At 45.6% G+C, this 25,481-nt stretch carries 22 protein-coding genes; 10 read left to right on the top strand and 12 right to left on the bottom strand.

The window, feature by feature from the left end; all coding sequences use genetic code 11:
• From QUA83_RS05565 to QUA83_RS05555, 3 genes are all read right to left on the bottom strand, one after another.
• On the bottom strand, positions 1-2,192 hold a 2,192-nt coding region (locus QUA83_RS05565), incomplete at its 3' end, for a DUF4347 domain-containing protein (RefSeq protein WP_333292030.1).
• Between the two features lie 809 nt (positions 2,193-3,001).
• On the bottom strand, positions 3,002-3,223 hold the full coding sequence (locus QUA83_RS05560; RefSeq protein WP_333292029.1) for a hypothetical protein: 222 nt from the start codon (positions 3,221-3,223) through the stop codon (positions 3,002-3,004).
• Positions 3,216-5,309: a prolyl oligopeptidase family serine peptidase gene (locus tag QUA83_RS05555; RefSeq protein ID WP_333292027.1), complete on the bottom strand. Its 2,094-nt coding sequence runs from the start codon at positions 5,307-5,309 to the stop codon at positions 3,216-3,218. Before QUA83_RS05555 ends, QUA83_RS05560 begins: the two co-directional genes overlap by 8 nt.
• A 254-nt stretch (positions 5,310-5,563) precedes the next feature.
• On the opposite strand from QUA83_RS05555, the gene QUA83_RS05550 reads away from it, so the two are divergent.
• Positions 5,564-6,664 carry a flagellar assembly protein H gene (locus QUA83_RS05550; RefSeq protein ID WP_333292026.1) on the top strand — a complete coding sequence of 367 codons (1,101 nt, stop codon included), beginning with the start codon at positions 5,564-5,566 and terminating at the stop codon, positions 6,662-6,664.
• Between the two features lie 102 nt (positions 6,665-6,766).
• Here QUA83_RS05550 and recR read toward each other — a convergent pair whose 3' ends face one another.
• Both recR and QUA83_RS05540 read right to left on the bottom strand, forming a co-directional pair.
• Entirely contained in the window at positions 6,767-7,360 is a 594-nt protein-coding gene (gene recR / locus QUA83_RS05545; RefSeq protein ID WP_190744271.1) for a recombination mediator RecR, read from the bottom strand.
• 152 nt (positions 7,361-7,512) lie between these two features.
• Positions 7,513-7,881 carry a translation initiation factor gene (locus QUA83_RS05540; protein ID WP_333292025.1) on the bottom strand — a complete coding sequence of 123 codons (369 nt, stop codon included), beginning with the start codon at positions 7,879-7,881 and terminating at the stop codon, positions 7,513-7,515.
• 390 nt (positions 7,882-8,271) lie between these two features.
• Between QUA83_RS05540 and trpB the strand changes: the two genes are divergently transcribed.
• From trpB to QUA83_RS05525, 3 genes are all read left to right on the top strand, one after another.
• Entirely contained in the window at positions 8,272-9,510 is a 1,239-nt protein-coding gene (gene trpB, locus QUA83_RS05535) for a tryptophan synthase subunit beta (RefSeq protein ID WP_333292024.1), read from the top strand.
• Positions 9,511-9,797: 287 nt separating this feature from the next.
• Positions 9,798-10,304, top strand: coding sequence for a CAP domain-containing protein (locus QUA83_RS05530; RefSeq protein WP_333292023.1), 507 nt, complete (start codon positions 9,798-9,800; stop codon positions 10,302-10,304).
• 132 nt (positions 10,305-10,436) lie between these two features.
• Positions 10,437-11,069 (top strand): ribonuclease D, encoded by a 633-nt coding sequence (locus QUA83_RS05525; RefSeq protein WP_333272517.1) that lies wholly within the window; start codon positions 10,437-10,439, stop codon positions 11,067-11,069.
• Positions 11,070-11,450: 381 nt separating this feature from the next.
• Here the strand turns inward: QUA83_RS05525 and QUA83_RS05520 are convergent, their stop codons facing one another.
• Entirely contained in the window at positions 11,451-12,611 is a 1,161-nt protein-coding gene (locus tag QUA83_RS05520; RefSeq protein WP_333292022.1) for a hypothetical protein, read from the bottom strand.
• A gap of 508 nt (positions 12,612-13,119) precedes the next feature.
• Positions 13,120-14,247 (bottom strand): HetZ-related protein 2, encoded by a 1,128-nt coding sequence (locus QUA83_RS05515; protein ID WP_333292021.1) that lies wholly within the window; start codon positions 14,245-14,247, stop codon positions 13,120-13,122.
• 145 nt (positions 14,248-14,392) lie between these two features.
• On the opposite strand from QUA83_RS05515, the gene glyS reads away from it, so the two are divergent.
• Together glyS and murD are read left to right on the top strand one after the other, a co-directional pair.
• Positions 14,393-16,573 carry a glycine--tRNA ligase subunit beta gene (gene glyS / locus QUA83_RS05510; protein WP_333292020.1) on the top strand — a complete coding sequence of 727 codons (2,181 nt, stop codon included), beginning with the start codon at positions 14,393-14,395 and terminating at the stop codon, positions 16,571-16,573.
• Between the two features lie 471 nt (positions 16,574-17,044).
• Positions 17,045-18,391 carry a UDP-N-acetylmuramoyl-L-alanine--D-glutamate ligase gene (gene murD, locus QUA83_RS05505; RefSeq protein ID WP_333292019.1) on the top strand — a complete coding sequence of 449 codons (1,347 nt, stop codon included), beginning with the start codon at positions 17,045-17,047 and terminating at the stop codon, positions 18,389-18,391.
• Between the two features lie 255 nt (positions 18,392-18,646).
• On the opposite strand, the gene QUA83_RS05500 is transcribed toward murD, so the two are convergent.
• The 4 genes from QUA83_RS05500 to QUA83_RS05485 all read right to left on the bottom strand — a co-directional run bounded on the left by QUA83_RS05500 (position 18,647) and on the right by QUA83_RS05485 (position 19,959).
• The gene (locus QUA83_RS05500) at positions 18,647-18,820 is read right to left on the bottom strand and encodes a hypothetical protein (protein WP_333292018.1); all 174 of its coding nucleotides are present in this window, start codon (positions 18,818-18,820) and stop codon (positions 18,647-18,649) included.
• Between the two features lie 36 nt (positions 18,821-18,856).
• A complete protein-coding gene (locus tag QUA83_RS05495) occupies positions 18,857-19,219 on the bottom strand; it encodes a hypothetical protein (RefSeq protein ID WP_333292017.1) in 363 nt (120 codons plus the stop codon).
• Positions 19,188-19,370 (bottom strand): hypothetical protein, encoded by a 183-nt coding sequence (locus tag QUA83_RS05490; RefSeq protein WP_333292016.1) that lies wholly within the window; start codon positions 19,368-19,370, stop codon positions 19,188-19,190. Before QUA83_RS05490 ends, QUA83_RS05495 begins: the two co-directional genes overlap by 32 nt.
• Positions 19,371-19,548: 178 nt before the next feature.
• Positions 19,549-19,959 carry an MAPEG family protein gene (locus QUA83_RS05485; RefSeq protein WP_333085194.1) on the bottom strand — a complete coding sequence of 137 codons (411 nt, stop codon included), beginning with the start codon at positions 19,957-19,959 and terminating at the stop codon, positions 19,549-19,551.
• A gap of 530 nt (positions 19,960-20,489) precedes the next feature.
• Here QUA83_RS05485 and QUA83_RS05480 point away from each other — a divergent pair.
• The 4 genes from QUA83_RS05480 (at position 20,490) to QUA83_RS05465 (ending at position 24,576) form a co-directional block, all read left to right on the top strand.
• Positions 20,490-21,425, top strand: coding sequence for a DUF389 domain-containing protein (locus QUA83_RS05480; protein ID WP_333292015.1), 936 nt, complete (start codon positions 20,490-20,492; stop codon positions 21,423-21,425).
• Positions 21,426-21,444: 19 nt separating this feature from the next.
• Positions 21,445-23,022, top strand: coding sequence for a sodium:proton antiporter (locus QUA83_RS05475; protein WP_333292014.1), 1,578 nt, complete (start codon positions 21,445-21,447; stop codon positions 23,020-23,022).
• Between the two features lie 264 nt (positions 23,023-23,286).
• A complete protein-coding gene (locus QUA83_RS05470; RefSeq protein ID WP_333292013.1) occupies positions 23,287-24,066 on the top strand; it encodes a class I SAM-dependent methyltransferase in 780 nt (259 codons plus the stop codon).
• Positions 24,067-24,240: 174 nt separating this feature from the next.
• Entirely contained in the window at positions 24,241-24,576 is a 336-nt protein-coding gene (locus tag QUA83_RS05465; protein WP_333292012.1) for a cupin domain-containing protein, read from the top strand.
• Between the two features lie 161 nt (positions 24,577-24,737).
• On the opposite strand, the gene QUA83_RS05460 is transcribed toward QUA83_RS05465, so the two are convergent.
• A complete protein-coding gene (locus QUA83_RS05460; protein ID WP_333292011.1) occupies positions 24,738-25,439 on the bottom strand; it encodes a Crp/Fnr family transcriptional regulator in 702 nt (233 codons plus the stop codon).
• Positions 25,440-25,481: the final 42 nt, after the last annotated feature.

Genomic DNA, 25,481 nt, shown 5'->3' with positions numbered 1-25,481 from the left:
CCTGGTGCTGCTGCCGTAGTCCCGGTTTTGGTGGTAACAACATCGGCACTAGGTGTCAGAGGTGTGGTGACTGTAGCCAGCGGATCAGTGCCGTTGTTGTTTTCAGGAAAAGGATCTGGGGTAGCTGAGGTACTTCTGGCGGTGTTGCTGACGCTGCCGGATGCAGGTGCGATGAAGCTGACTGTGTTGATGGCGCTGGCTGTGTTGGCTAAGCTGATAGCCGGGAAGGTGACTATACCTGTAGCGGCATCGTAGACACCGCCGTTGGATACGGTCACTCCTGTTAAATTCGGAACAATGCTATCAGTAATGGTGACGTTTTCGGCTGTGCTGGGGCCGTTATTGACTGTGGAAATTGTGTAAGTAACTGTTTCACCCGGTGCTGCTGCCGTAGTCCCGGTTTTGCTGGTAACAACATCGGCAAGAGCAGCAACAATTGTAGTTGAGACTTGAGAGATGGGTTGGGAACTATTGTTGTTAGCTAGATTTGGGTCGAAAGTGCTGGAGGTGCTATAGGCAGTGTTAGTTAAGGCAGTGTCAACTGTTGCCGGAACTATTGCGGTGATGGTGCGGGTGACGCTAGCACCGTTAGCCAGAGTCGGAATCGCCGGCCAGATGACCGTCCTCGTTGTGGGATTGAAACTACCGTTGTTGTCAGTGCTGACGAAAGTTAAGCCCTCTGGGAGCGGATCTTGAATGAGGACGCTTTCGGCGCTGTCTGGCCCGTTATTTGTGGAGGTAATCGTATAGGTAATGGTGCTATTGGGTATGGCATAGAGCGGGCCTTTTTTAACAATGGAAACGTCGGCTACGACTGTAGGCGGATTTATACTTTCGACGATGACATTGTTAACTTCGTGAATGTTTGTGTTTCCCCCTGTCGAAGCAGCAAAGCCAAATTTAAAAGTAGGTGGCACTTCTCCATTTATGGATGCCAAATTTGGTATGTCGAGCAGTGTTTCACCCGCATCAAATGTGCCGTTGCTGTTCAAGTCTAAAGCAACTGTCAGACGGTTAGGTGTTGCTGAAATCGTCGGGAATAATGTAATTTGGACGCTTCTTTTAGCCTCAGCGCGAATGCTTGTATCTTTATTGTCTATGCCACCGGGAGCGACAGTGCTAGTTAAAAAATTATAAGATGTGATTTCGCTGCCTCTAAGTCCTACGGCATCAGGTAGCGGGCCCGTGCCTCCCACACGCCCTGCTGTGGGATTGGAAAAATTGCCAAACTCGTCTAATCCGACACCTAAATAACCTCCTAAAAGACCAGTTGAAAACAGAGCAGGATCGGGATTACTATTCTGAGAATAGCCGAGAGAGCCGCCAAAGCCTCCCGCTTTTGTTGGCGTAGCTGTTCCGTCAATGAGGAAAAAACTAATGCCATCCGCACCAAGGAACTCACCCCCCGGAGGAGGAATAGTACCTCTGTTATAGGCAAAGAAATCAAAGGTAATTCTCAGACCTTCAGTTGCAGAAATGGGGTTGTTGTAGATGACAAAAGCTGCTTGTCTCAATTGATTTGAGGTTAATCTCAAAGTACCTGTTCCGGGTGTATCGCCAGTCCCTAAAGCGGGAATAACGCCGCTGGGGTTGGCTGTACTACCTGCGGTTAAGCCGGGGCTAGGTGTAGAAGTGTTGCCAACTCCATATATCCAAGGCCCGATTGCTGTTGGATTTTTAAATTCTTCAGCGGCTAAGGTAGCCAGGACTGATGTGTAGCCTTCTAGGACTTTTTTTTCAAAGGCTAGTTCGGTATTTATTTGTCCTGTAGTAATTTCTAATTCCCAGTCGCCACCTAATGCTGCACTCCCTGTTAGGTTGTTGGAAGCGGCAATATTTGCTCCTGTTATTTCACTGAGTTTTTGTATGAATTTAATGCCGGATTCGCCGGCGGCTATGTTACAGCCGTACAGTAAAATGCTGCCGGATTCGTTAAGGGCTTTTCCCCACTGCTGCAATTGGTTGCTGTAGGTTTCTAGATTATCAATATTAAGTTCTGTTGAGCCGATTTCTACTGCTGCTTCTCGGCCGTGAGAAACTATGTGCAGGCTGGTGATGCTGTTGCGCTGACCCAAAATTTCGGTGATTTGCTTGATCGCCCCCCTGGTTGGATTGAGTACAAATACTTCCGTTCCTGCTTTAATACCACCGATCAATTGATGGTAGTTTTCTACTCGGGAGTCAACAATCACTAGAGATTTTTTCGTGTCCGGCTCTGCTGTAGAGCTTGCTTGTTTTAAAAAAAAGTTGTTTTTAGTGGCAAGATTCGTAGATTTAGGTATTTTTACGGCTGACAAATTCGGCAGATAGGAGATCATTGTCATTATTCCCTGATTTACTTATTAGTTTTAACCTACCCAGCCTGAGAAAATTCCATAAACACCAAAATATAAATTTTCAATAAATTATTGTTATAAAAATAATTTATTACTTAGGTATTTTTTGGTGGAGATTTTAGGAAAGAATGGGATGGGGACTGCTGCGGGCGATCGCGCGTGACTAGGAGGACAAATCACCGCAACTCCTACGCAAGCGTTTTCGGGCTGTGACTGCGGTAGCCAAGTCTTTTTATTTGAGAAGGGGCTATGCCAGAACTTCGAGATTTCGATCGCCAATTAATTATTGACGCCTTGCTGAAAAAAAGGCCATGATTCCGGTAACGCGAGGATTCTCAGTACGGTTGTAGGGAGAATTTTTTGTTGAATCTTCACCGTAAGTCAACTTAAACTCAAATTAAAAAATTGGTTTCCGAGAATAGGAAAATTTTTAATTTTCGATTCGATTTACTACTGTTGGCCATTGACATCGCCGTCAAGTTTACTCATCGTAATAAAATATCAAAAAAATCTTAGAAAGACCTCTAAAGCATACAAAAATTAACATAGCGTAAGGCAAGTTAACACGATCTCGGGGTTGACAAGTTGCACTAATCTATGATTTAAAATTTCGGGTGGCGGCACCCAAAGGCTGTGAAGCGATCGCAAAATTTGATAATGGCAGTTCAGGAGGCATGGGGGGCTAGAAACCAGGTTTCTGAGATCAGGGTGCGATCGCAAACTAAATTGAATGCGAGATTTGCACAAAAAATTCTTTTAAATACTAGGGTGAGGTGCTTTGTGCTGCGTGCGTACCCTACGGGAGAGGCGGAAAAATTGAGGGTGGCGCGATCGCACTTTCTCGGACTCGGCAACCCCCAATTCCGCGCTTTTTCAAGCTTAGTCAATATCGAGTTCCCGCACTAAAAAAGCCCACTCATCTGCCAATTCTTCAATGACTTTCGCAGTGGGTTTGCCGGCACCGTGTCCCGCTTTAGTTTCAATGCGAATTAACACGGGCTTTTCTCCCGCGTGGGTTTCTTGCAAGGCAGAAGCAAACTTGAAACTGTGGGCAGGAACCACGCGATCGTCGTGATCGGCAGTTGTAATCATTGTCGCCGGATAAGCCGTTCCCGGTTTGAGATTGTGCAACGGAGAATAGCCGTGAATGGTGGAAAATTCCTCGGCATTTTCCGGCGAACCGTATTCAGAAGTCCAGGCCCAACCAATGGTAAACTTGTGAAAGCGCAACATATCCATAACGCCGACTGCAGGCAGTGCTGCACCGAACAATTCCGGCCGCTGAGTCATGCAAGCCCCTACTAATAAACCGCCATTGCTACCGCCTGCGATCGCCAATTTAGCCGGTTTGGTGTATTTGTTTTCGATCAACCATTCAGCGGCGCTGATAAAGTCGTCAAACACGTTTTGCTTGTTCAACTTTGTGCCTGCTTGGTGCCAGGATTCCCCGTACTCGCCACCTCCCCGCAAACAGGCGATCGCATAAACTCCCCCCATCTCCAACCACACGACATTGCTAACAGAAAAACTCGGAGTCAGCGAGACGCCAAAACCGCCATAACCGTAAAGGTAGGTGGGGTTGTTGCCATCCAATTGCAAGCCTTTCTTATGCGTGATAAACATGGGTACTTGCGTGCCGTCTTTGCTCGGATAAAATACTTGTTTTGTCTCGTAATCGCCGGGATTAAAATCGACCTTTGGCTGGCGATAAATCGTACTTTCATCTGTTACCAGATTATACCGATAAATGGTGTTTGGTGCAGTAAAACTTGTGTAAGCATAAAAAGTTTCCGTGTCGTGCCGCTTGCCACCGAATCCTCCCACCGAACCGATCCCAGGCAAGGCAACTTCTCGCACGAAAGAGCCATCTAAGTTGAAAATTTTAATCTGGGTGTAGGCGTCTTTCAAGTAGGAAGCGACAAATTGATTGTTCAGCAAGCCTATGCCTTCGAGGGTTTCTGCTGCTTCGGGGATAATTTCTGTGAATTTTTCTTGACTTTCGTCACCAGCTAGGGATGAGGGAGGTGGGTTGTTGGTGTCGATCGCAATTATGCGACCCAGCGGTGCATTCAAGTCTGTTTGAAGCCAGAAAAGAGAACCTTCATTGTCAATGAAACTATACTCAGCCTCGAATTCGTTAATGAGTTCTACAACGGTTGATTCCGATGCAGTTAAATCCTTGTAAAAAATCAAGTTTTTCGTTTCCGTTCCCTGCCAAACAGAGACTATTAAGTAGCGCCCGTCTTCGGTGACGCCGCCGCTAAATCCCCACTCTTTTTGGTCTGGTCGCTCGTAGATTAATATGTCTTCAGATTGGGGCGTACCAAGTTGGTGGTAAAACAGTTTTTGGTAATAATTAACGTCTTCGTGCTTGCTTTTTTCGTTAGGTTCGTCGTAGCGACTGTAAAAAAAGCCTTTGCCGTCGTGAGTCCAGGATGCTCCTGAGAATTTAATCCACTTTAAATGATCTGATAAATCTTCGCCAGTGGCCACATCGCGGACTTTCCATTCCTGCCAGTCGGAACCGGAAGTTGACAAACCGTAGGCCATAAGTTTGCCGTCTTCGCTGATAGCTACACCGCCCAAAGCAACGGTTCCGTCTTCTGAAAGAGTGTTGGGGTCAATTAATACTTTGGGTTCGCCGTCGAGGGATGTTAACGTGTAGAGTACGGATTGATTTTGCAGGCCGTCATTCTTGTAGTAGAAATAGCGGTCGCCTTCTTTGAAAGGTATGCCGTATTTCTCGTAATCCCAAAGTTGAGTCAGGCGCTGTTTGATTTTTTCCCGCGCTGGAATTTCGTTGAGGTAGGCAAAAGTGACTGCGTTTTGGGCTTCCACCCAAGCTTGGGTTTCCTCAGAGTCGGGATTTTCCAGCCACCTGTAAGGGTCTGATACTTTGACGCCGTGGTAGTCGTCTGTTTGGTCGATTTTGCGGGTTGTGGGGTAGGTGAAAGGTCGATCGAATTGGGTCATGATTTTTTACTCTCGGTAACTTTGTCCAGTTTAGCCTTTCGCGGCAGTGACAGGGGAGAGTCGCTTAATTGGGGATTTGAGATTTTATCCTAAATCTGGGTTAAATAAGTAACCCCACCTCAAAAAACATAAGACTTAGATACCTGAATCCTTTAAAATATTGGGTGTATAACATAGAAACTATCGCCAATAAAGACTATTTTAAAATGAGATATAATTAATGTGTTTTTTTCGGAATAAAGTGCTTCCCAAGAATGACTAAATTTCCCCATGACCAGTTTGCCAAAGAATACCTAAGAGAGTTATTGTCACCTCTAGGAGAAGTAGAAACAAGTAAAGATGTTTCTGCTCAAGTCCGAGAAATTGATATCTGGTTTAAACCCACTTCTGTATCCCCTGAATACGTAGAGAATTTAGGTTTATTAGGTCAAATGACTGCGACTGTGGCTGCGATCGAACCATTTCGCAATGCCGTCAATACAGAAGATATCTTCAGTTGTGTTGTCAAACTTTTAAATACTAGGGCAGAATTACTGCGCCGTGCTAATCGAGAAGAGCAACGTTTAGAATCTCAACAATTACCCAGGTTGTGGATTCTGACTCCCACTGCTTCGGAGGCTTTGTTAAGCAGCTTTAATTTTATGATTCCACAAGAGTCAGAAGGTTGGGGGAGGGGGGTTTATTTTCTATCGGAAGTTTGGCGAGTAGGATTGATAGCTATTCACCAGCTACCGAATGTTCCAGAAACGATGTGGTTGCGGATTTTAGGTAAGGGTAAAGTACAGCAAGGGGCGATCGCGGAATTAACAAGATTGCCTGTGGATAGTCCCTTACGAGCTAGTACGCTAGAATTATTGTACAACCTGCAAGCGAATCTGCAAGTAAATTTAGCAGCTAGTACCCCAGGAAATCAGGAAGATAAGGAGTTAGTTATGGCGCTCGTACCTCTGTTACAACAAAAAATAGATGAGGCCACACAACAAGGAAGAGAAGAAGGAAGAGAAGAAGCACAGCGGTTGATTTTGCAGAACTTTCTGCAAGTCAGATTTGGAGAGTTAGACGCTAAGACAATTGCCTTGTTTTCCTCTGTCTCGGCTTTACCTGTTGGTGAATTCACTATGTTGTTAGTGCAATTATCCACATTGCCAATCGCCCAAGCAGATAGACAACAAGTACAAACTTTAATCGCCGAAAATGTCTTGAGAAAGCGCTTTGGTCAATTAGAAGTAAACACCGTCAATCTCATCCCAAATTTGCTCGCATTGTCTCCAGAAAACTTATCGCTATTGCTGTCACAACTGCCGGATTTGTCAATAGAAGAACTAATGGCTAGATTAGAAAAATCTTCCCTTTGAGTAAAAAAAAGAGCGATTAAGCTGGATCAAGTTCTTGTGGAAAGTAGGGGTTGGGCGTCCCGCCCGCCCGAAAACACAATTTAGATGCGGGACAACTTATAACTAATCCAACTCCCTCCTTCCTTCCAAAGCACGAGCCAATGTAACTTCATCGGCATATTCCAAATCTCCCCCCATCGGCAAACCAAAAGCTATGCGCGTCACTAGGGTAAAAGGTTTTAATAAGTGACCGATATAAAGAGTAGTAGTTTCGCCTTCCACGCTGGGACTAATAGCAATAATTACTTCCTTAACCTTTTGCTGGCTGACGCGCCGCACTAACGGTTGAATGTTCAATTGTTCCGGGCCAATTCCATCCATCGGCGAGATAACGCCGCCAACAACGTGATATTTACCCATGTATTCCCGCGTTTTTTCTAAAGCGATTACGTCGCGGGATTCTGACACTACACAAATGGTATGACTGTCGCGGTTGGTATTGCGGCAAATTTCGCAAACAGGGTCAGCAGATAAGTGAAAGCATACTTGACAGAAACCTACTTGTTGTTTGGCATCAATTAAAGATTTAGCTAGGGCTTGCACTTCTTCTTCCGGCCTCTTCAAAATATGTAAAGCGAGCCGCTGGGCTGTTTTTGGACCGACTCCGGGCAAGCGCTGCAATTGTTCGATTAAACGAGCTAAAGGTCGAGTGTACATTAAAAATTGGCGGTAATTGGTAATATCATTTCTGGTTGATTCGCGACAATATAAATTGTGCGATGTAGGGGCGGGTTTTACCAACCATCTATGTTGAAAACTAAGTATATCATAAACCCGCCCCGCCCATACACTGAGGAATATTGACTAATTTACCCTCCACTAATTTTAGCTTTGTAGCCTAACTTTGTGATAATTTCTAGCAGCTTTTGCTTGTGTTCGCCTTGAATTTCGATTTCATTATCTTTGACTGTGCCGCCAGTACCGCATTGGGCTTTTAGCTGCTTGGCTAAAGTTGCTAATGTTTCGGGTTTTCCCTGAAAGCCGCTGATGACTGTAACTGTTTTGCCACCGCGTCCTTTTCGGGATGCTTCGATTTTGAGGTTTTGTTGATTGGGGGGAACTTCGGCAACTCCCCGTTGGAGGGCGGCGGAGTTGTCAACGTTGCCAAATTCGGAGTAAACTATTCGTTTGCCCTCGGTTGTTTTACTGTCAGAATCTTTGCGTTTGGATGCTGCCATAGGTTAAGATGCTTGAACTTTTTTTACGGGTATTTCTAGTTTTAGCGGATTGGGGTATGGTTGCGATCGCTCGGAATGCCATCTATCTTCTACTTATTGTATTAGCCCGTCAATCGATTTTAGATTTCAGATTTTAGATTTTAGATTAAAGAATTGAAGGATTGACCCCACGGATAGATTCGGGGGGCAAGTTTCTCGGATACAGGTTTTTTATTTCTGGACGGATGAATCTGGGGGCTTGTATCCTGGATGCTTTCGGTCAAGGGTTCAAGGAATTATAATGAAATTTGTTCGATCGCCTCAAGTCCACAACCGATTTGGTACGATCGACATCAAGCCTCTAGCTTACCCGCGAATCTAAAAAATCTAAAATCTAAAATCTAAAATCAAATGACAGTCACCCCCCTGCATCTCACCACCGAAACCAGCACTCAACGCCCCGACTCCCTCGGCAGATTTGGCCAATTCGGCGGCAAATACGTCCCCGAAACCCTGATGCCGGCTTTATTTGAACTAGAAGCCGCTTTCCACAAATACAGCAGCGAAGCGGAATTTCAACAGCAACTCCAACAATTACTCAAAGATTATGTCGGCCGCCCCAGCCCGTTGTATTTCGCAGAACGCCTCACCGAACACTACGCTAAAGCAGACGGAACTGGCCCGCAAATTTACCTCAAACGCGAAGATTTAAACCACACGGGTGCTCACAAAATCAACAATGCTTTAGCTCAAGCATTGCTGGCAAAACGTATGGGCAAAAAGCGCGTAATTGCTGAAACTGGTGCCGGTCAACACGGCGTTGCTACCGCCACAGTTTGCGCTCGTTTCGGTATAGAATGCGTTGTCTACATGGGCGTTCACGACATGGAAAGACAGGCTTTAAATGTGTTTAGAATGCGCTTGATGGGTGCCGAAGTGCGGCCGGTGGCGGCGGGTACGGGAACGCTGAAAGATGCGACTTCCGAAGCGATTCGCGACTGGGTGACAAATGTCGAAACAACTCATTACATTCTCGGTTCCGTAGCGGGCCCGCATCCTTACCCAATGATGGTGCGCGATTTCCATGCGATAATCGGTCAAGAAACGCGGGCTCAGTGTCAGGAAAAGTGGGGTGGTTTGCCGGATATTTTATTAGCTTGCGTCGGCGGCGGTTCTAATGCAATGGGTCTTTTTCATGAGTTTGTCGGGGAAGAAACTGTCAGATTGATTGGTGTTGAAGCGGCCGGCGAAGGCGTGGATACAGACAAACACGCTGCTACTTTGACTAAGGGAAGTGTGGGAGTTTTGCACGGGGCGATGAGTTATTTGCTGCAAGATAATGAAGGTCAAGTAATCGAGCCGCATTCAATTAGTGCGGGTTTGGATTATCCGGGTGTGGGGCCGGAACATAGTTATTTGAAGGATGCCGGCAGGGCTGAATATTATAGCGTAACTGATGCAGAAGCGCTGGGAGCATTTCAGCGGCTTTCGCAGTTGGAGGGGATTATTCCGGCTTTGGAAACTGCTCACGCGATCGCCTATTTAGAGACTCTGTGCCCGCAGCTAACAGGCAATCCGCGCATTGTGCTTAACTGTTCCGGACGCGGCGATAAAGACGTGAACACTGTAGCGAAGGTTCTGAATATCTAGGTTAGCGGAATGTGGGGCGATCGCTCTGTAGGAATTGGTAACAATTAATTGGTGTCAACTTAAGACTAAAATCCTTTGTATCTCTCGTTTGTATCGAAGTCTAGATCCCCCCTAGCCCCCCTTAATAAGGGGGGAACTGGAAGCGATCTTTTGTCCCCCTTATTAAGGGGGAGTAGGGGGTATGCGAGGGGGATCTAGAGGCTTATCCTCAGACGGTATACTCATACTACTTTTGGCATTAAGTTGACACTAATGGTAACAATTAACTTTATTTCTCGTTTGATTTCATGTCCAAAGGTTTGATTTCGATTTGCTTGGGATTGTTGACAATCCTGCCCAAGTGTGATACCTCCATTCCTACGCGATCGCTGCCACAAACATCCATGAATACTAATGTTGCTTCGAGTGCTATTACTGACTTAGAAAAAGCGGTTAACCAACAGATAAATCTATACCGAGCATCTAAAAAGTTGCCGCCGCTGAGTATCGATCCGCGAATCACTCAGATAGCCAGAATTCACAGCGAAAATATGGCTAAGGGTAAAGTAAGTTTCAGCCACGATGGATTTGAAGGGCGGGCGAAAGCAATTACTATTCCTTATCAAAGTGTAGCTGAAAATCTTGCTTACAATTTCGGCTACAGCGACCCGGTACGCAATGCTGTTGAGGGTTGGATTAAAAGTGACGGCCACCGCAAAAATATGGAAGGTCAGTTTAATGTGACAGGTATTGGGATTGCGAAAAATGCCAAAGGCGAGTATTATTTTACTCAGCTTTTTGTCCGCAGTCGGTAAGCGGAAGGAAGAAGGAAGAAGGAAGAAGGAAGAGGGAAGAGAGAAGAGGGCAGTCAACAGTCAACAGTCAACAGTCAACAGTTAACAGTCAACAGTCAACAGTCAACATTCAACATTCAAAAATTACTAATAATGGAATTTGCAGATTTTCAAGTGTGCGATCGTGATATCCCCGATTCTCTCTTATCTTATTATTTGACAGCAGAGGCGATCGCCGTTGATACGGAAACAATGGGTTTGCTGCCGTGGCGCGATCGCTTGTGTTTGGTGCAGTTGTGCAATCCCGAAGGTAAAGTTGCAGTGGTGCGGATTGCCAAAGGCCAGACAGCAGCACCGAATTTAAAGAAGTTAATGGAAGCTGAAAATATTGAGAAAGTATTTCATTTTGCGCGCTTTGATATGGCAACAATGCGTTACAATTTAAGTATTGACATTGCACCAGTTTTCTGCACCAAGCTAGCTAGTAAACTTGCTAGAACTTATACCAACAGACACGGATTGAAAGAATTAATTCTAGAACTCGAAAAGGTAGAATTAAATAAAACATCTCAAAGTTCCGACTGGGGAAATGCGACTAATCTTTCGGACGATCAACTAAATTATGCCGCTAATGATGTTCGCTATTTGCTGAGCGCTAAACAAAAGTTGACTGCTATGTTGCAGCGAGAAGAACGCTGGGAAATTGCACAGCAATGTTTTCAGTGTTTGCCAGTTTTTGTGAGTTTGGATTTATTGCAGTACAACAATGTTTTCGAGCACGGCTAATACCATTTTAGATTTTAGATTTTAGATTTTAGATTGGGAATGAATGATGACTACCAGGGTTTAGATGACGGGCATACAGTTGCATTCTTTTTGGGAAATTGTATAATATTGTGTCACCTCGCACAACTGCCATCAAATTGTTTTGTAGTGAAGACTTGAGTTATCATAAAACTCGCTTGGACTTGAGTCCTCACTACAAACGTAATTATTATTATTTGACCCGACTTGATGTGATATCAAATCCGGTAGCATTGGAATTATTCCTCTCTGTATTCTCTCCCTCTGCGTTCTCTGCGCCCTCTGCGGTTAAATCATTCCGATACAACCGGAAACGATATGAGTTAAAAAAAATTCAAAACAGTGATCTATTGCTGATTATGGCTAATCGAGATTATGTTCGTGCAGCAAAGCTTCAATTTGGTCGTCAACATTTCTAACCACCTGTTCCAAAGCGGGCAACCCCTCTAAAGGCACAGGAGAAAGGCGAGTTCGATCGCGAATTTGATTCACTTTCCGCTGCAATTCTTCGGCCAGCCGCAGCGCGTCCCGACTCAAAGTAGACAACTGCTGCTGCTGGTAAAACCTCAAAGCTGCCCCCCGCAAAACTTGCAGGGTGGCTTCTTCCTTGCCACCCACCGTCATTACCCGCAAGCGCAACAGCAAATGAGTGTTTTGATATATGCGCTCAACTTCGACTTGTTTGGGCTGTTCCACCGGGCAAACAGGCATATCTGTCAGCCGCTTCAACTCGTCAATGACCTCTTGGAAAAGGACGATATCGATACCTTCGAGCATCGATTTCAAAACGCCATCTTGACTCCAAAGAATGCGACCTTGGGACTGGTGCCGCTCAAAAAACAGGCGGCCGATACCCTCTCGCAGCACTCTACCGAGCAATTCTTCCAGCAGTTGGGGCGCGGGCAAAGTTGTCAAAACTTCGACTGGGCTTGACAAGTGCAAGGCCTCGACATTCAAAACCGATAGCTGTGTCGGTGTCGGGGGAACCTCAGCGATAGCAGGTTTAAACCGCTCAGGAGCGGCGGGCATCGAGGGTTCTGGCAAAGACAGCAGCGTTGCTGCATTGGGGCCTGAAGTTGCTGATGCGGGATTTTTGGGTGTTGGGGGTGCGGCGGTTTCTGTCTGGCTCGGTTCTCGGAGCTGGTTCCCGTGCAGCAAGTAAGCTGAGAGCATCGAGCGCTGAGTTTCCGAGGCAATTGGCTCTGTTGTGACTGAGCAATTCATGTAAGCTAAAATCCGCTGCACGTAGTCCAAGGCGGAGTCATCTTGGGCATCGACTACGCCCAATTTAAACAGATTACCTTCTAGAGATAAAGGCAAAACTTGATAGTAAAGGCAAGCTTCAAAGGGGACAACTGTATCGATTAGGTGAAATATTCGATCGGAGTCCATTGTAGCTGCGGAGTCTGTTGAAGATGTATATACCATTAGCTGCTTTGTAGTTGGAAGCGCGATCGAGCGCGACGCACCAACCTGATGCGATAAAATTAAACGCTGCAACTTCCCTGACGGAGGAATTGGCATAACAACCGGAAGCTTTTATTAAAGAAAAATCCTTAGTCCCAGAATTTTCTCGCTTCTGTATTGCAGCCTTAAATTCTACCTAAAGATTGAGAACTAGATGATGACTAGCGCAGTCTAGACCCACTATCATCGATCGCCCGATATTGATGCCCGTGGCTGGCAACAATAGAATTATATCTTTAATGCACAAGTATTAGAGATGCACCACAACCGATAATTTACGGGCAACCGCTGAATTTAGGATTGGTTAAAAAATCCTCAAAAGTCGATCGTGCTGTTAGTATCTTACCTCAGAGAGTGGGCTGTGATCGTCTCCGATCGCGATCGTCATGCCAGCGCTACAATATCTCGATCAATCTAACCTGATTTGATACAAGGGGCATCGCGCGGTTTTCCACGGTGAAACTCGGAGTCATCTGTTGCTGTGAGGGAATTGATTTGTAGCGGGGATTCTGAAAAATGCTACTGCCAATTAACAATTAGCAATTGCCCGCCACCCATTACCAATCTACTCGTTGCGGAGGGATTGAGCTGCTAAATAGAGTTTGCTCCACTCGCCGATGACTTGATTGGTTTTCAGCTTTAATTCAGATGCGATCGTCTCTACACTTTTCCCTGCTTTCAACGATTCTAGCAATTGCCGCTGCACCGGCGTGAGGTTTTCTAAATATTGCTGCCACTGAGCGGGAGTCAAGCCCAAACTGTGTTCTTTGAGCGAAGTTTCCAGCCAGTTGGCGACTAATTCCGGTGCTTGTTTGACCGCAAAAACCCGAATCGCGTGGTAACTGACTTTTTCTCGCAAGCGGTAAATTTGCTTGATCGGAACCTTCAAATCCTCGGCAATTGCCTCTTGGGAACGACCTTGCAGGTAAAGCTGCAGCCACCGGGAAGCCAGCGGATCGACTTCAGCGGCCAAGTAATTCTCAAATTCTTGTTGGACAATCTGCCGCTGAGTTTGCTGCTCTTCCCAAGCTTGATTTTCTCGATACTCGGACATCGCCTGTTCGTCTAGCAGACTAAGCGGTTCGTCTGTATCGTCGGGTAGAACCTGTTCCGACACCAGCCGCACCCAATCTCCCGCAGGCACTTGGGTCAACCCCCCCCGCTGAGCACGCCGCAGGTAGTTGACAAAACGGTACACCAGCAGCGGCTGGTTGCGGATCGGCCGCAAGCAGTATTCTTCTGTGCTCGCTAGCAGCAAAGCATTTCGCAGGCGTCTGTCTGAGGTGCATTCGGCTATCCAGGCGACTTGCTGCTGCAGGTAGCGATCGGAATTGAGCATTTCCTGAATCACTTCTTGCAGTACCTCCACCGCACTCCGCTGTCTGTCGCGACTCAGCGAAACCCACGCTTGGATTTTTTGCCGGAGCACAACCAAACCGCCCAGCCGCCCGATCAAGTTGCGGTAAGCTTTTTCTGGCGGTACTCCCAGATACCGAGAAATCAAAATTCGATATAAAAAGTCGATCGCCCCAGAGGCGACAGACAATTGAGTTGGGCTAAGAGTGTCAAATCTTTCGGGCTTGTCTCCCAACAGCCAGCGGACAACACTCTCGCGGGTGCTAGAATTTTCGTCCGGGCAATCTTGTTCAAGTCGTGACTTCCAATCTTGTGCCAGTCTTTCCGCCAAGGTCATGAGCTGTTGAGCTATTTGTCTTTCACCCCCGATTTTACGTGGTATCCTGGATTTTTGAGTATTTTTCAGATATTTGAGATATACGATCGCGCGATCGGATAAATTACCTTAAATTACCCTAAACAAAATTCCATTACGGTGCGATATGCCTAACTTTTTATTAGAACTCGGTACAGAAGAATTGCCCGCCTCTTTTGTCGTAAGCAGCGTCCAGCAGTGGCAGCGACTTGTACCTGCAACGCTGGCAGAAGAATCCTTGACAAATGACTCTATTAATGTATACGCTACTCCGAGGCGTTTGGCCGTTCTCGTGAAAGGACTGCCAGTTCAGCAATTAGATAGAGAAGAAGAGGTAAAAGGCCCACCCGCGAGTTCGGCTTTTAAAGATGGCAAACCGACGAAAGCAGCCGAAGGTTTTGCGAAAAAGCAGGGCGTAGAAATTGATGCTTTGGAAGTTCGCGCTACCGATAAAGGCGATTTTGTGTTTGTGCTCAAAAAGATTCCGGGGCGGATGAGTGCGGATATTTTGACAGAACTTGTGCCGCAGTGGATTAATAAGTTAGAAGGCAAAAGATTTATGCGGTGGGCCGACGGAGATTTGAAGTTTCCGCGCCCGATTCGATCGATGGTGGCACTGTTAGATGATACTGTACTGCCAATTACATTGGTGAGCGGTTCGGATACGGTCAAGAGCGATCGAATTTCCCAAGGACACCGGGTGTTATACACCCCCCCTACACCCCCCCTTGGCAAGGGGGGGACGGGGGGGGTTTCGATTCCCCAAGCCGAGGATTATGTCGAGTGTCTGCGGGCTGCTTGCGTGGAGGTCGATCGAACCCAGCGCAAAAATCAAATTAAAGCACAAGTAGAAGCCGCAGCAACAAAACAAGGCGGTTACGCCGACATTACCGAAGATTTGTTAGAAGAAGTCACCGACTTAGTAGAATGGCCAAACGCAGTTGTCGGTAAATTTGACGAGGAATTTTTGATATTGCCGCCGGAAGTAATCACCACAATTATTGTTACAAACCAGCGGTATTTCCCCATCCTCAAAAGCCCCGATTATCCCGAACTTCTGCCCTATTTCATTACAATTTCCAACGGAGAGCCCGCTAAAGCCTCGATTATTGCCGCCGGTAACGAGCGAGTAGTGCGGGCAAGATTGGCAGACGGTCAGTTTTTCTACAAAGCAGACTTAGTAAAGCCTCTAGAGGATTATTTGCCCAAGTTGGAAAAAGTTACTTTCCAGGAAGATTTGGGGACAGTGCGCGCAAAGGTCGATCGGCTGTGCAAGATTGCCAGTTTAATTGTCAATCAACTGCAAATCCCAGAGGAAGAGCAAGGTGATATAGCCAGAGCAGCCTTACTTTGCAAAGCCGACCTCGTAACCCAAATGGTTTACGAACTTCCCGAAATGCAAGGAATCATGGGGCAGAAATACGCCTTAGCAAGTGGCGAATCGGAAGAAGTAGCCACAGCGATTTTTGAACATTATTTGCCCAAAGGTGCGGGCGACAATTTGCCCCAAACTCTCACAGGTCAAGTTGTCGCAATAGCCGACAAATTAGATACATTAGTCAGCATCTTCGGTTTGGGAATGTTGCCGACTGGTTCATCCGATCCCTTCGCTTTGCGCCGCGCAGCCAATGCAATAACTAACATTATTTGGGCGGCTCAGTTGCCACTCAACTTGCACAAGTTGCTCGCAGAAGTTGTTGCAGAATTTACGGCAGCCCGCCCGCAAACCTCGGCGGAGTTGCTGGATCAGTTATACGAGTTTTTCTTGCAAAGAATTCGGACTTTGTTGCAAGAAGAAAAGAATGTAGATTACGATTTGGTAAATGCAGTTTTGGGAGAAAACGACCCAGAATATACTGAACGAGCATTGAGAGATTTGTTGGACGCACTGGAAAGAGCACTTTTCCTACAACAAATCCGCAATAACCAGACTTTGGATCTGATTTACGAAACAGTCAACCGTTCAACTCGTTTGGCGGCTCAAGGTGATTTGGATAAAGTTGAATTGGAACCGAAAACGGCGGTGAAACCGGAGTTATTTCAAAAGTCGTCCGAACAAGCTTTTTACGATGCAGTGGTGCAGTTAGTGCCGCAAACTCTGCTATCCAAACAAACTCGCAATTACCAGCAGTTAGTAGATAGTTTGACGGAAATTGCTCCGACTGTCAGCAACTTTTTCGACGGGCCAGAAAGCGTTTTGGTGATGGATTCTGACCCGGAAATTAAGCGCAATCGGTTGAATTTACTGGGTTTGCTGCGGAATCACGCGCGGGTGTTGGCTGACTTTGGGGCGATCGTAAAAAGTTAAAATTGACAAGATTTGAGTCCGCCTGGGATTGAACACCTCCGCTTCAGTCCGCCGGGGGTTGAACACCTCCGCTTCAGTCCGCCGGGGGTTGAAACCCCCGTCTCAAAGCGAAAGTCCTCGCTATGAGGACTGAAACCCTGACATACCATACTTTTCAGTCCGCTGGGGGTTGAAACCCCCGTCTCAAAGCGAAAGTCCTCGCTATGAGGACTGAAACGCATACATACCAAGCTTTTCAGTCATTTTTAACTGACTTTAGCTGTTAGACAGGGGTTTTCAACCCCTGGCGGGTCTGGGGAAAACGAGGGGGCCAGCGGGCAAACCAACTTGAGAAACGTACTTATTAAAAATCTCGATCAAAATAACATTAAAGCTTTCCAATTAGGCTTAATTGCCAATGAGTGATGGCAAACAAAAGGTTAAGATATAAACTTATAAAACCAGGTAAGTTCGCTCCATCACACACAACTTATGCCGATCGCTCATATCATTGGACTAGGAAAATCAGGAATTGCCGCCGCCAGACTGCTAAAACGCGAAGGATGGGAAGTAACGCTGAGCGATCGCTCATCTTCCCCAAATTTGCTCGAACAGCAACAGGAATTTGCTAACGAAGGCATTAAAGTTGAGTTAGGTCAATCTTTTGAACCAGTCGAATCTATAGAATTAATAGTAGTAAGTCCGGGCGTTCCCTGGGACATTCCAGCATTAGTGCGCGCCAGAGAGTTAGGCATTGAAACAATCGGAGAAATGGCTCTCGCGTGGCGTTACCTCAAATCTCCTTGGGTGGGAATTACCGGCACTAACGGCAAAACTACTACTACTGCTTTAATTGCTGCTATTTTTGCAGAGGCCGGGCTTTACGCTCCCGCTTGTGGCAATATTGGTTATGCTGCGTGCGAATTAGCTTTAGCAGAAAAACAGCCGGATTGGGTAATCGCAGAAATCAGCAGCTATCAAATAGAATCCTCGCCGTTTGTAGCGCCGCGCATCGGAGTTTTGACGACTTTGACGCCAGATCACCTCAGTCGCCACAAAACTTTAGAAAATTACTACAACATTAAAGCGCATTTGCTGAAAAAGTCTGAATTGCAAGTAATTAACGGCGACGATCCTTATTTGCGGCAGCAAGGAATTGACGTTTGGCCGGATGCGTGCTGGACGAGTGTGAAAGGTGAAAAAGAACTGTTGGGCGATCGCACTTTTGGAGCGTACATCGAAAACGGTTGGGTAATAGCTCAAACCGAGAAAATTCTGCCTGCTGATTCTTTGCGGATGGTGGGAGAACACAATTTGCAGAATTTGTTAATGGCGGTGGCGGCGGCTAATTTGGCGGGGATAGATAAAAGTGCGATCGCCCGGGCGATCGCTAAATTCCCCGGAGTTTCGCACCGCCTCGAACACATCTGCACTTGGGAAGGCATAGATTTCATCAACGACAGCAAAGCTACTAATTATGACGCCGCCCAAGTCGGGTTGGCTTCTGTAAGCGCACCGGCGATTTTAATTGCGGGCGGCGACGCCAAAGAAGGGGACGATCGCGCATGGATTGATACAATCAAGGCGAAAGCTGCTGGGGTGTTGCTAATTGGGGATGCGGCAGGTATTTTTGCCGATCGGCTCGAACAAGCAAATTACAACGCTTGGGAAATAGTCGAAACAATGGAACGAGCAATCCCGCGAGCAGCAGAATTAGGCAAACAAAATCATGCTAAAGTAGTGCTGCTTTCTCCAGCCTGTGCTAGCTTCGATCAATACCAAAACTTCGAGCAACGGGGCGATCATTTCCGCCAACTCTGCCTCGAATCCCTAGTTTAGAAATGTCATATCATTTCCGGTAACACCGTCAGGTGATGTTGACGGTTGACTGTTGACTGTTGACGCCGTGAACAGTCAACAGTGAACTCGAATTTACTATTCCGATGCTAACGGATTTGATATCATTGTTCGCTGTGTACAAATTAAGATTGTTCTACACAGCGAACACTAACAAAATTCAATCTGCGTTCATCTGCGTCTATCGGCTTACATCTGCGGTTAAAAATTAAAACCTCTGATTTTGGCCAATCTACTTTAACTAACAGTCTTCCAAATATCTTTAATTCTAGCCTGCTCTTCCCATTCTAGCTCCTGAAAAACTATCATTATTTCCTCATGAGTGTAATCAATAATGATTGCCGCCAAATGAGCAACGGTTTCCGCTTCCAGCATGACTGTTTTTAACTTTGCCATTGCCTCTTTATCCATTAGCACTAAACTTTGAATATTGACCTCACTTTCATTTTAATTTTCTCTGCAAATGTCTTTTAATTGGGTCTGAAAATCAGCAATCTGAGCAGCACTTATTGTATCAGAATGCGACGACGATATTTTAAATTCTTGTCTGCAAAGCTGAGGGCGCAATTTTTCATCAATCTCCAGAATCCGGTCTTCGGAAGCGACATTTTTTTGCAACAAAATTGCGATTTCTCTTTCCAGTTGGCGATTTCCTTGCTGAAAGAAATCTTGAGAGTTAGAACGAAACAAACCGCTATTGACTTGCTGAATTTGGCTGGTTGTCAGCGATTGAGCCGAGACAGCAGCCGGAAATCCCAAAGATGCTGCTAGCCACCAGCTAGAAATTATCTGTTTGAGAGTGCTGTTCATCACTGTCGGGAGGATTTTGTACCTCAGTTGGTTTCTCGTTTTCTGACTCGCTTACTAATTCATCTTCTCGTTCAAGTTTTTCTTGCCACTCGACAAGCTGCTGAAAAAGTTGCGGGTTAATTTCAAATACGGGTTTGTTGGTTTCTGACATATTGACTCCTAACATTTATTACATTTAACTGGTTCCCAGACTCTGCCAGGGAACCGCTGTCGAGAGGCTCTGCCTCGCTTTTTCAGCAGGAAAATTGGAGGCAGAGCCTGCGGATCTGCGTTACCAGGCAGAGCCTGGAAATGAGTAAAAAAACAATTATGTCGATCGGAAGTTACGCTCAAACCTTAAGCAGCGACATAATTATGCCAGTTAAAGACCCACCAAGCAAAACTAAAGTAGCTAAGGTACTAATGCCAAATCCTGCCGCTCTTTTTTCGGCAGCTTGATAGTAACCCCAAGCAAACAAAATGCGTCCAATTATCCAAACTGCACCGATACCTGCGCCCCAAATTGGGCTGATAAATTGCGAGAACAGCCACAGCGAGGGCAAAAATAGAATCATTTGCTCTAAGGTATTTTGCTGAACTCGCACCACTCGCTCAAAGTCGGGGTTTCCTGTCATCTGCGGGGGAGAAACTTTGTATTTGAATCTAGCTCTGCCGACGTTGATGGTAACAACGAAGTAGAGAATTAATGCTGAAACAGTAATTAGACTAGGCCAAAGTGTCGCGTTTGCTTCTGCGAGCATGATTCGGTATGATTGGGGTGGAGTATATATCTTGATTATAAATCAATTATTGCCGATCGCGTTATTCATCGCGATCTTGTCATTCAAGGCAGGGGATTTGATGCAACTGCTGGGTATTACTGGGGCGGCAATTGCTTTAGAGTTCTGGGACATCATCGAAAACTTGTGGGCTGGGATTTTGATTCTTTTGACTGCACCTGCACAGGGATACAAGCCCCCGACTCTTGTCGTGAGTAGCCCAAATTTTAGACTCTTATTCTACCTCCCAGATTCATCTGTGGAGTAAATTGAAAATCTCCCATCTAAAATATCGAGTCTAAAATCTAAAATCTAAAATTTGGGGAGTAAATCTAAAATCTAAAATCTCGAATCTAAAATCTAAAATCTAAAATCGACTAACCGCACCTGCATAGAGATACAAGCCCCCGATTAAGGAGATTATTTTGCTCAACAATATTCGAGACCGTCTTAAATATTTCACCAGGAGCAGGATTCCTCGAGAGCATTTAAAGCAAATACGAGTTGACTTGTTGGAAGAATCAACTCTAGATATTAACTATCTTGTCTTAATTCTCGGTTCCTGTATAATTGCCACCTTTGGACTGCTTGCCAACAGTGCAGCCGTCATTATCGGTGCTATGATCATTGCGCCTCTGATGTTGCCAATCCGAGGGTTAGCATTTGGAGCGGTAGAAGGTAACGTTATCATCTTCCGCAAAGGTTTAGTTGCATTAGCAGTCGGGACGGGGCTAGCAATTTTTCTAGCTTGTTTTTTGGGCGCTTTGGTACAAATTCCCGACTTTGGGAGCGAAGTTTTAGCTCGTTCTAAACCTACATTACTAGACTTAGGAATTGCGATCGCCGCTGGGGGAATCAGTGGCTATGCAAAAGTTCAGCCCAAAGTTTCTGCTACTCTGGCGGGAACTGCGATCGCCGTGGCTCTCATGCCACCAATTTGTGTTATAGGTTTAGGCTTATCTCAAGCTAATTGGTCGCTCAGTTTGGGAGCAAGCCTCCTGTATCTTACTAATTTGCTGGGAATTACTCTCTCCTGTATGCTAACCTTTTTGATGGCCGGCTACACCCCCCTGCATCGCGCCCGTAAAGCCATATTTTGGGCGCTAGCATTGACGGCTATACTTGTAATTCCTCTGGGCGTGAGTTTTGCGGAATTGATCGAGCAAGCGCAACTTGAAGCCAGTCTGAAGCGGGCTTTGCTTAACCGAACTATTACTTTTCAACGGGTGGAACTGATTGCAACTGATACTAACTGGTTGACGAAACCCCCGGAAGTGCGTCTGATTGTTCGCAGCAGCGAAGCTTTGACACCCAAACAGGTTCAGCTTTTAGAAGCATTTGTCGAAAAAGAAATGGGTCAACCATTTACCTTGATTTTTCAAGTGAGTCAAGTTGAAGAAGTGCGGCGATCGACGCTGAATAAGTCCCGCTCCAAACCGAATCCTTAACTATTTTATTCCTAATTATATGACCCCAGAAACTCTAATTAACCAAGTGACTATAGAGGGCAATCTGAAGCAATTTCTCTTAGTGCTATTAGTTTCCTTAAGTGTGGCGGTGCTGCCGCAAATATGGGGCTGGTTGCGCCAAATTCCCTACACGCTGCTTTTAGTAATTGTTGGGTTGGGTTTGGCTTTTATAGATGTGCGATTGGTGTCGCTCTCGCCAAAACTGATTCTGTTGATTTTTTTGCCACCTCTTTTGTTTGAAGCTGCTTGGAATTTGGAATGGCCTAAACTCCAGCGGGATTTAGTGCCGATCGCTCTTTATGCGGTTGTGGGTGTTGTTATTTCTGTTGCTGGCGTGGCTTTTGCTCTCAACCAAATAGCGGGAGTTTCTTTAGCGATCGCTCTGTTGGTAGGAGCTAGTATATCTGCTACAGATCCTGTTTCTGTAATTGCATTGTTCCGAGAACTGGGAGTTGAAAAACGCCTAGCTTTGCTGGTGGAGGGAGAGAGTTTATTTAATGATGGCATTGCTATTGTTGCCTTTAGTTTTTTGGTGGGATTCTCTCTAGGGACTGATGAAGTTGGCATCCCAATTCTGATTGCGCGTTTCTTAGCTTTTGTGGGAATTGGGGTTGTTGTCGGCAGTTTAATCGGTTTTGGAGTTTCTTATCTGACTCAACCATTTGATTTACCTTTGGTGGAGCAATCGTTAACCTTAGTTTCAGCCTACGGCACTTATATAATAGTTGAGGAATTGGGTGGTTCTGGGGTGATTGGTGTGGTGGTGATGGGCTTGATATTTGGAAATTTCGGCTCTCGTATCGGTATGCAACCCAGTACCAGACTTGCGGTAACACAATTTTGGAATTTTTTGGCGTTTTTTGTAAATTCGATCATGTTCCTGCTGATTGGCGATCAGATGAGGTTTGCTGATTTGGGAACGAATTTAGGAGTGATTGGCATAACTGTAGTGGCGATGTTTGTGACGCGAGCGATCGCTATTTTTGGTTTAGGATGGTTGAGCAATTGGTTAGGACACTGTGAAATTTCATTGCCCGATCAAACTGTAATTTGGTGGGGAGGATTGCGGGGTTCTGTCTCGATTGCTTTAGCTTTGAGCGTACCCCATGTTCTGCCCGATCGACCAAAAATTATTGCGATCGTGTTTGGTGTAGTTTTATTTACGCTGCTAGTACAAGGTTTAACCACCAAGGCGCTGCTGGAAAAACTGGGGTTGTTGAGCAACCAGGAGTTCCGCCAGGAGTATCTGGAGGCGATCGCCCAACGTGTTGCTCTCAATCGGGTTCTCAAGCATCTATCTGAAGTATCGAGTGATCGTAAAATCGAGCCTGAGTTTTCTAATCATCTCGTGAGTCAGCTTCAAGAAAAATTAAACTTGCTGCAAGCAGAAATCAATCAAATGTACGATCGATCTCCTGAACTGCGGCAGATGACTATCCACAAACTCGAAGGGGATTTGGAGGCAATAGAGGCTGATACTTATGCTGAATTTGTGCGATCGGGTCAATTGAAGGAGCTGCCTGTTTCTGTGTTGCAGCAATGTTTTAAAGAGCGGAATGAGACAATTGTTTCTTAATCGGATGTTTGTAGGGATAATCCCCGTGATTGTCCCGCTGATGTGGAAATTTTGCGTAAGTCCTAAAACCATCAATTTTTTCGTTGGTTGTTAGATTCCGTGTTGGTAATCAAAAACAGTCCGAATTGTTGAGGGGCGGACATGGTATAATTCCTGATATTGTAGGGTTCGTTAGCCTACGATAATTTGAATATGAGCTAGATCATAGAAAGATTTGGGAAAATTTGGCAAACTGAGAGTAAGATTAAATAGGAGGTCAATTTAATGACCAATACTGCTCTCAATTTTAAGACTGCACCGGGACATGAAGTTCTGGCCGCGGCGGGTAAGAAAATGCTGAGGCCGGGGGGGAAATTTGCTACGGAACAGTTATTTGAATGGGCGGATTTTCAGCCTGGGGAGACTGTTTTGGAGTTGGCTGCTAGTTTTGGATATAGTTCGATCGCCCTTGTTGAACGTTTTGGCGTAAAAGTAGTGGGAGTTGAGAAAAATCCCGACAGTGTGGCCCGCGCTCGTGCTAATGTTGCAGCAGCAGGTTTGAGCGATCGAGTGGAAATTGTGGAAGGAGATATTTTTCACTTGGATCAGATTTCCCAACAGTTTGATTGGGTGTTGGCTGAAGCTATTCTGACAATGCAGTCGCCGTCGGGGAAAGCTAAAATTGTATCGGGAATTTGCGATCGCTTAAAACCAGGCGGCAAGTTTCTCTCTCACGAACTTTTAGTTAAAAACCGAGAATCAGAAATTCACAAAGCTTTATCAGAAGTGATTCGCGTCAATTCAACGCCTTTGTCTGAGTCTGGCTGGATTGCTGTTTACCAAAACGCAGGTTTGCAAGTAGAAAAGTGTCAAACCGGGGCGATGGGGCTCCTCAACTTGTCGCGAATGCTGCAAGATGAAGGGTTTGTCGGTACTGTGCGGATTTTGTGGAATATATTAAGTCGATCGCAAATTCGCGATCGTATCTTAGCAATGCGCCGAGTTTTCCAGCATTACCAACAGGATTTAGGCTACATCGTTATCTCTGCCAAAAAACCATCTTAACCGACTCAATCGATTTTCGATTTTCGATTTTTGATTTTCGATTGAAGAAAGTGAATCCACTGATAAATCCGAGGGTTCCTGACTAAATTAATCGATTTTTGATTTTCGATTGAAGAAAGTGAAGCCACTGATAAATTCGAGACTTGTGACCAAATTAATTAATTGTCAAAAACTATGACTACTACTCTTTTACCGCTACAATCTTCAGCAATCCAACTCCGAGACGCAATTGAATATCCCGCCGCCGGAGTGCTGAACAAAATTTTAGTCAAAGACAAGAATTGTCAGTACAGTTTATTTTGTCTGGCAGCAGGAACCGAAATTTCGGAACACTCTTCAGCAAGGAATGCCACAGTTAATGTACTCGAAGGAAAGGGTATTTTGACTCTTGAAGGCAAGGATATTGTTTTGGAACAGGGGGTATTTGTCTTCATGCCCGGTCAAGCTCTTCACGCTTTGAAAGCCGAAGAAAATTTGGCGTTTATTTTGACACTTTCCGAGGCGAATTAATTTCCTCAATATTGCTTGGGGGGCGGGTTTCATACTTGCCTAAAATCAATAATCTCATAAACCCGCCCCGATTCACAGATTGTGGGGGCGGTTTTATATAGTGAGTAGCAGTCAAATATTGTTTGTGAAACCCACTCCTACAAGAATGGGGATTTTAACATTTAGTCTATTTCATCTCCAGAGGCGATATCCTCCAACTTTTCCCAATCCAATACAATAATTTTACCGCCTCGACTATAGGATACAAACGGCTTCATTTTCTTAAATAACCGCACGCATTCTTCGTAGGTAATGCCAATACTGCGAGCGATTTGATAGTAGGGAAAACGTTTTTCTAAACATACACTATTATCCGCAATCTTCGTACCTTGCTCCACGCCAAAGTAATGAATAAATCGGGCTAGTCGCACGATCGCCCTTTCCGATACCAAACCGTGCACAGTCTCGTGCAGTTGCTGCAACCGCTGATTAAACACCGCCAATATTCGCAAGGCAATCTCAGGATTTTCCCGAATTGCTGCTAGCAAAACTTCCCGTTCTGTGGTAAGAACTTCCACATCAGTTTCTGCAGTCACCGTTGCGGGGGCAATGCCGTTGCCTAGCAAAGCAGGTGCAGCAAAAATATCTCCCTGAAATAAAGTGCGGAGAATTGTTTCTTTGCCCGCCGCCGCTGTTTTTGCAACCCGCAGAGAACCGCTCAAAAGAGTGTATAATTTTTCGGGTATGCGATCGCCCTCATACATCACAACTTCTCCCTGTCGGTAAGTCCGAATAGCTGTATGTTCTTGCAATCGCTCTAATTCAGTTTGGTTTAAGCTGGCAAATATTCCAATTTTAGCCAGTTGCTCAACAGTTGATTTCATACCTTTAACTCTACCCGATCCGAGTCCATTGAGAGTATAGTA

The sequence above is a fragment of the Microcoleus sp. K1-B1 genome (assembly GCF_036704705.1).
In the GTDB taxonomy this organism is placed as follows: domain Bacteria; phylum Cyanobacteriota; class Cyanobacteriia; order Cyanobacteriales; family Microcoleaceae; genus Microcoleus.
The sequence above is the reverse complement of the archived record's forward strand: the minus strand, read 5'-3'. Positions and strand labels throughout refer to the sequence as shown.

Excerpts from the sequence above, each read along its gene's own strand:
- QUA83_RS05555 (WP_333292027.1), bottom strand. The coding sequence starts at position 5,309 with ATGACCCAATTCGATCGACCTTTCACCTACCCCACAACCCGCAAAATC.
- QUA83_RS05550 (WP_333292026.1), top strand. The coding sequence starts at position 5,564 with ATGACTAAATTTCCCCATGACCAGTTTGCCAAAGAATACCTAAGAGAG.
- recR (WP_190744271.1), bottom strand. The coding sequence starts at position 7,360 with ATGTACACTCGACCTTTAGCTCGTTTAATCGAACAATTGCAGCGCTTG.
- QUA83_RS05540 (WP_333292025.1), bottom strand. The coding sequence starts at position 7,881 with ATGGCAGCATCCAAACGCAAAGATTCTGACAGTAAAACAACCGAGGGC.
- trpB (WP_333292024.1), top strand. The coding sequence starts at position 8,272 with ATGACAGTCACCCCCCTGCATCTCACCACCGAAACCAGCACTCAACGC.
- QUA83_RS05530 (WP_333292023.1), top strand. The coding sequence starts at position 9,798 with ATGTCCAAAGGTTTGATTTCGATTTGCTTGGGATTGTTGACAATCCTG.
- QUA83_RS05525 (WP_333272517.1), top strand. The coding sequence starts at position 10,437 with ATGGAATTTGCAGATTTTCAAGTGTGCGATCGTGATATCCCCGATTCT.
- QUA83_RS05520 (WP_333292022.1), bottom strand. The coding sequence starts at position 12,611 with ATGCCAATTCCTCCGTCAGGGAAGTTGCAGCGTTTAATTTTATCGCAT.
- QUA83_RS05515 (WP_333292021.1), bottom strand. The coding sequence starts at position 14,247 with ATGACCTTGGCGGAAAGACTGGCACAAGATTGGAAGTCACGACTTGAA.
- glyS (WP_333292020.1), top strand. The coding sequence starts at position 14,393 with ATGCCTAACTTTTTATTAGAACTCGGTACAGAAGAATTGCCCGCCTCT.
- murD (WP_333292019.1), top strand. The coding sequence starts at position 17,045 with ATGCCGATCGCTCATATCATTGGACTAGGAAAATCAGGAATTGCCGCC.
- QUA83_RS05500 (WP_333292018.1), bottom strand. The coding sequence starts at position 18,820 with ATGGATAAAGAGGCAATGGCAAAGTTAAAAACAGTCATGCTGGAAGCG.
- QUA83_RS05495 (WP_333292017.1), bottom strand. The coding sequence starts at position 19,219 with ATGAACAGCACTCTCAAACAGATAATTTCTAGCTGGTGGCTAGCAGCA.
- QUA83_RS05490 (WP_333292016.1), bottom strand. The coding sequence starts at position 19,370 with ATGTCAGAAACCAACAAACCCGTATTTGAAATTAACCCGCAACTTTTT.
- QUA83_RS05485 (WP_333085194.1), bottom strand. The coding sequence starts at position 19,959 with ATGCTCGCAGAAGCAAACGCGACACTTTGGCCTAGTCTAATTACTGTT.
- QUA83_RS05475 (WP_333292014.1), top strand. The coding sequence starts at position 21,445 with ATGACCCCAGAAACTCTAATTAACCAAGTGACTATAGAGGGCAATCTG.
- QUA83_RS05470 (WP_333292013.1), top strand. The coding sequence starts at position 23,287 with ATGACCAATACTGCTCTCAATTTTAAGACTGCACCGGGACATGAAGTT.
- QUA83_RS05465 (WP_333292012.1), top strand. The coding sequence starts at position 24,241 with ATGACTACTACTCTTTTACCGCTACAATCTTCAGCAATCCAACTCCGA.
- QUA83_RS05460 (WP_333292011.1), bottom strand. The coding sequence starts at position 25,439 with ATGAAATCAACTGTTGAGCAACTGGCTAAAATTGGAATATTTGCCAGC.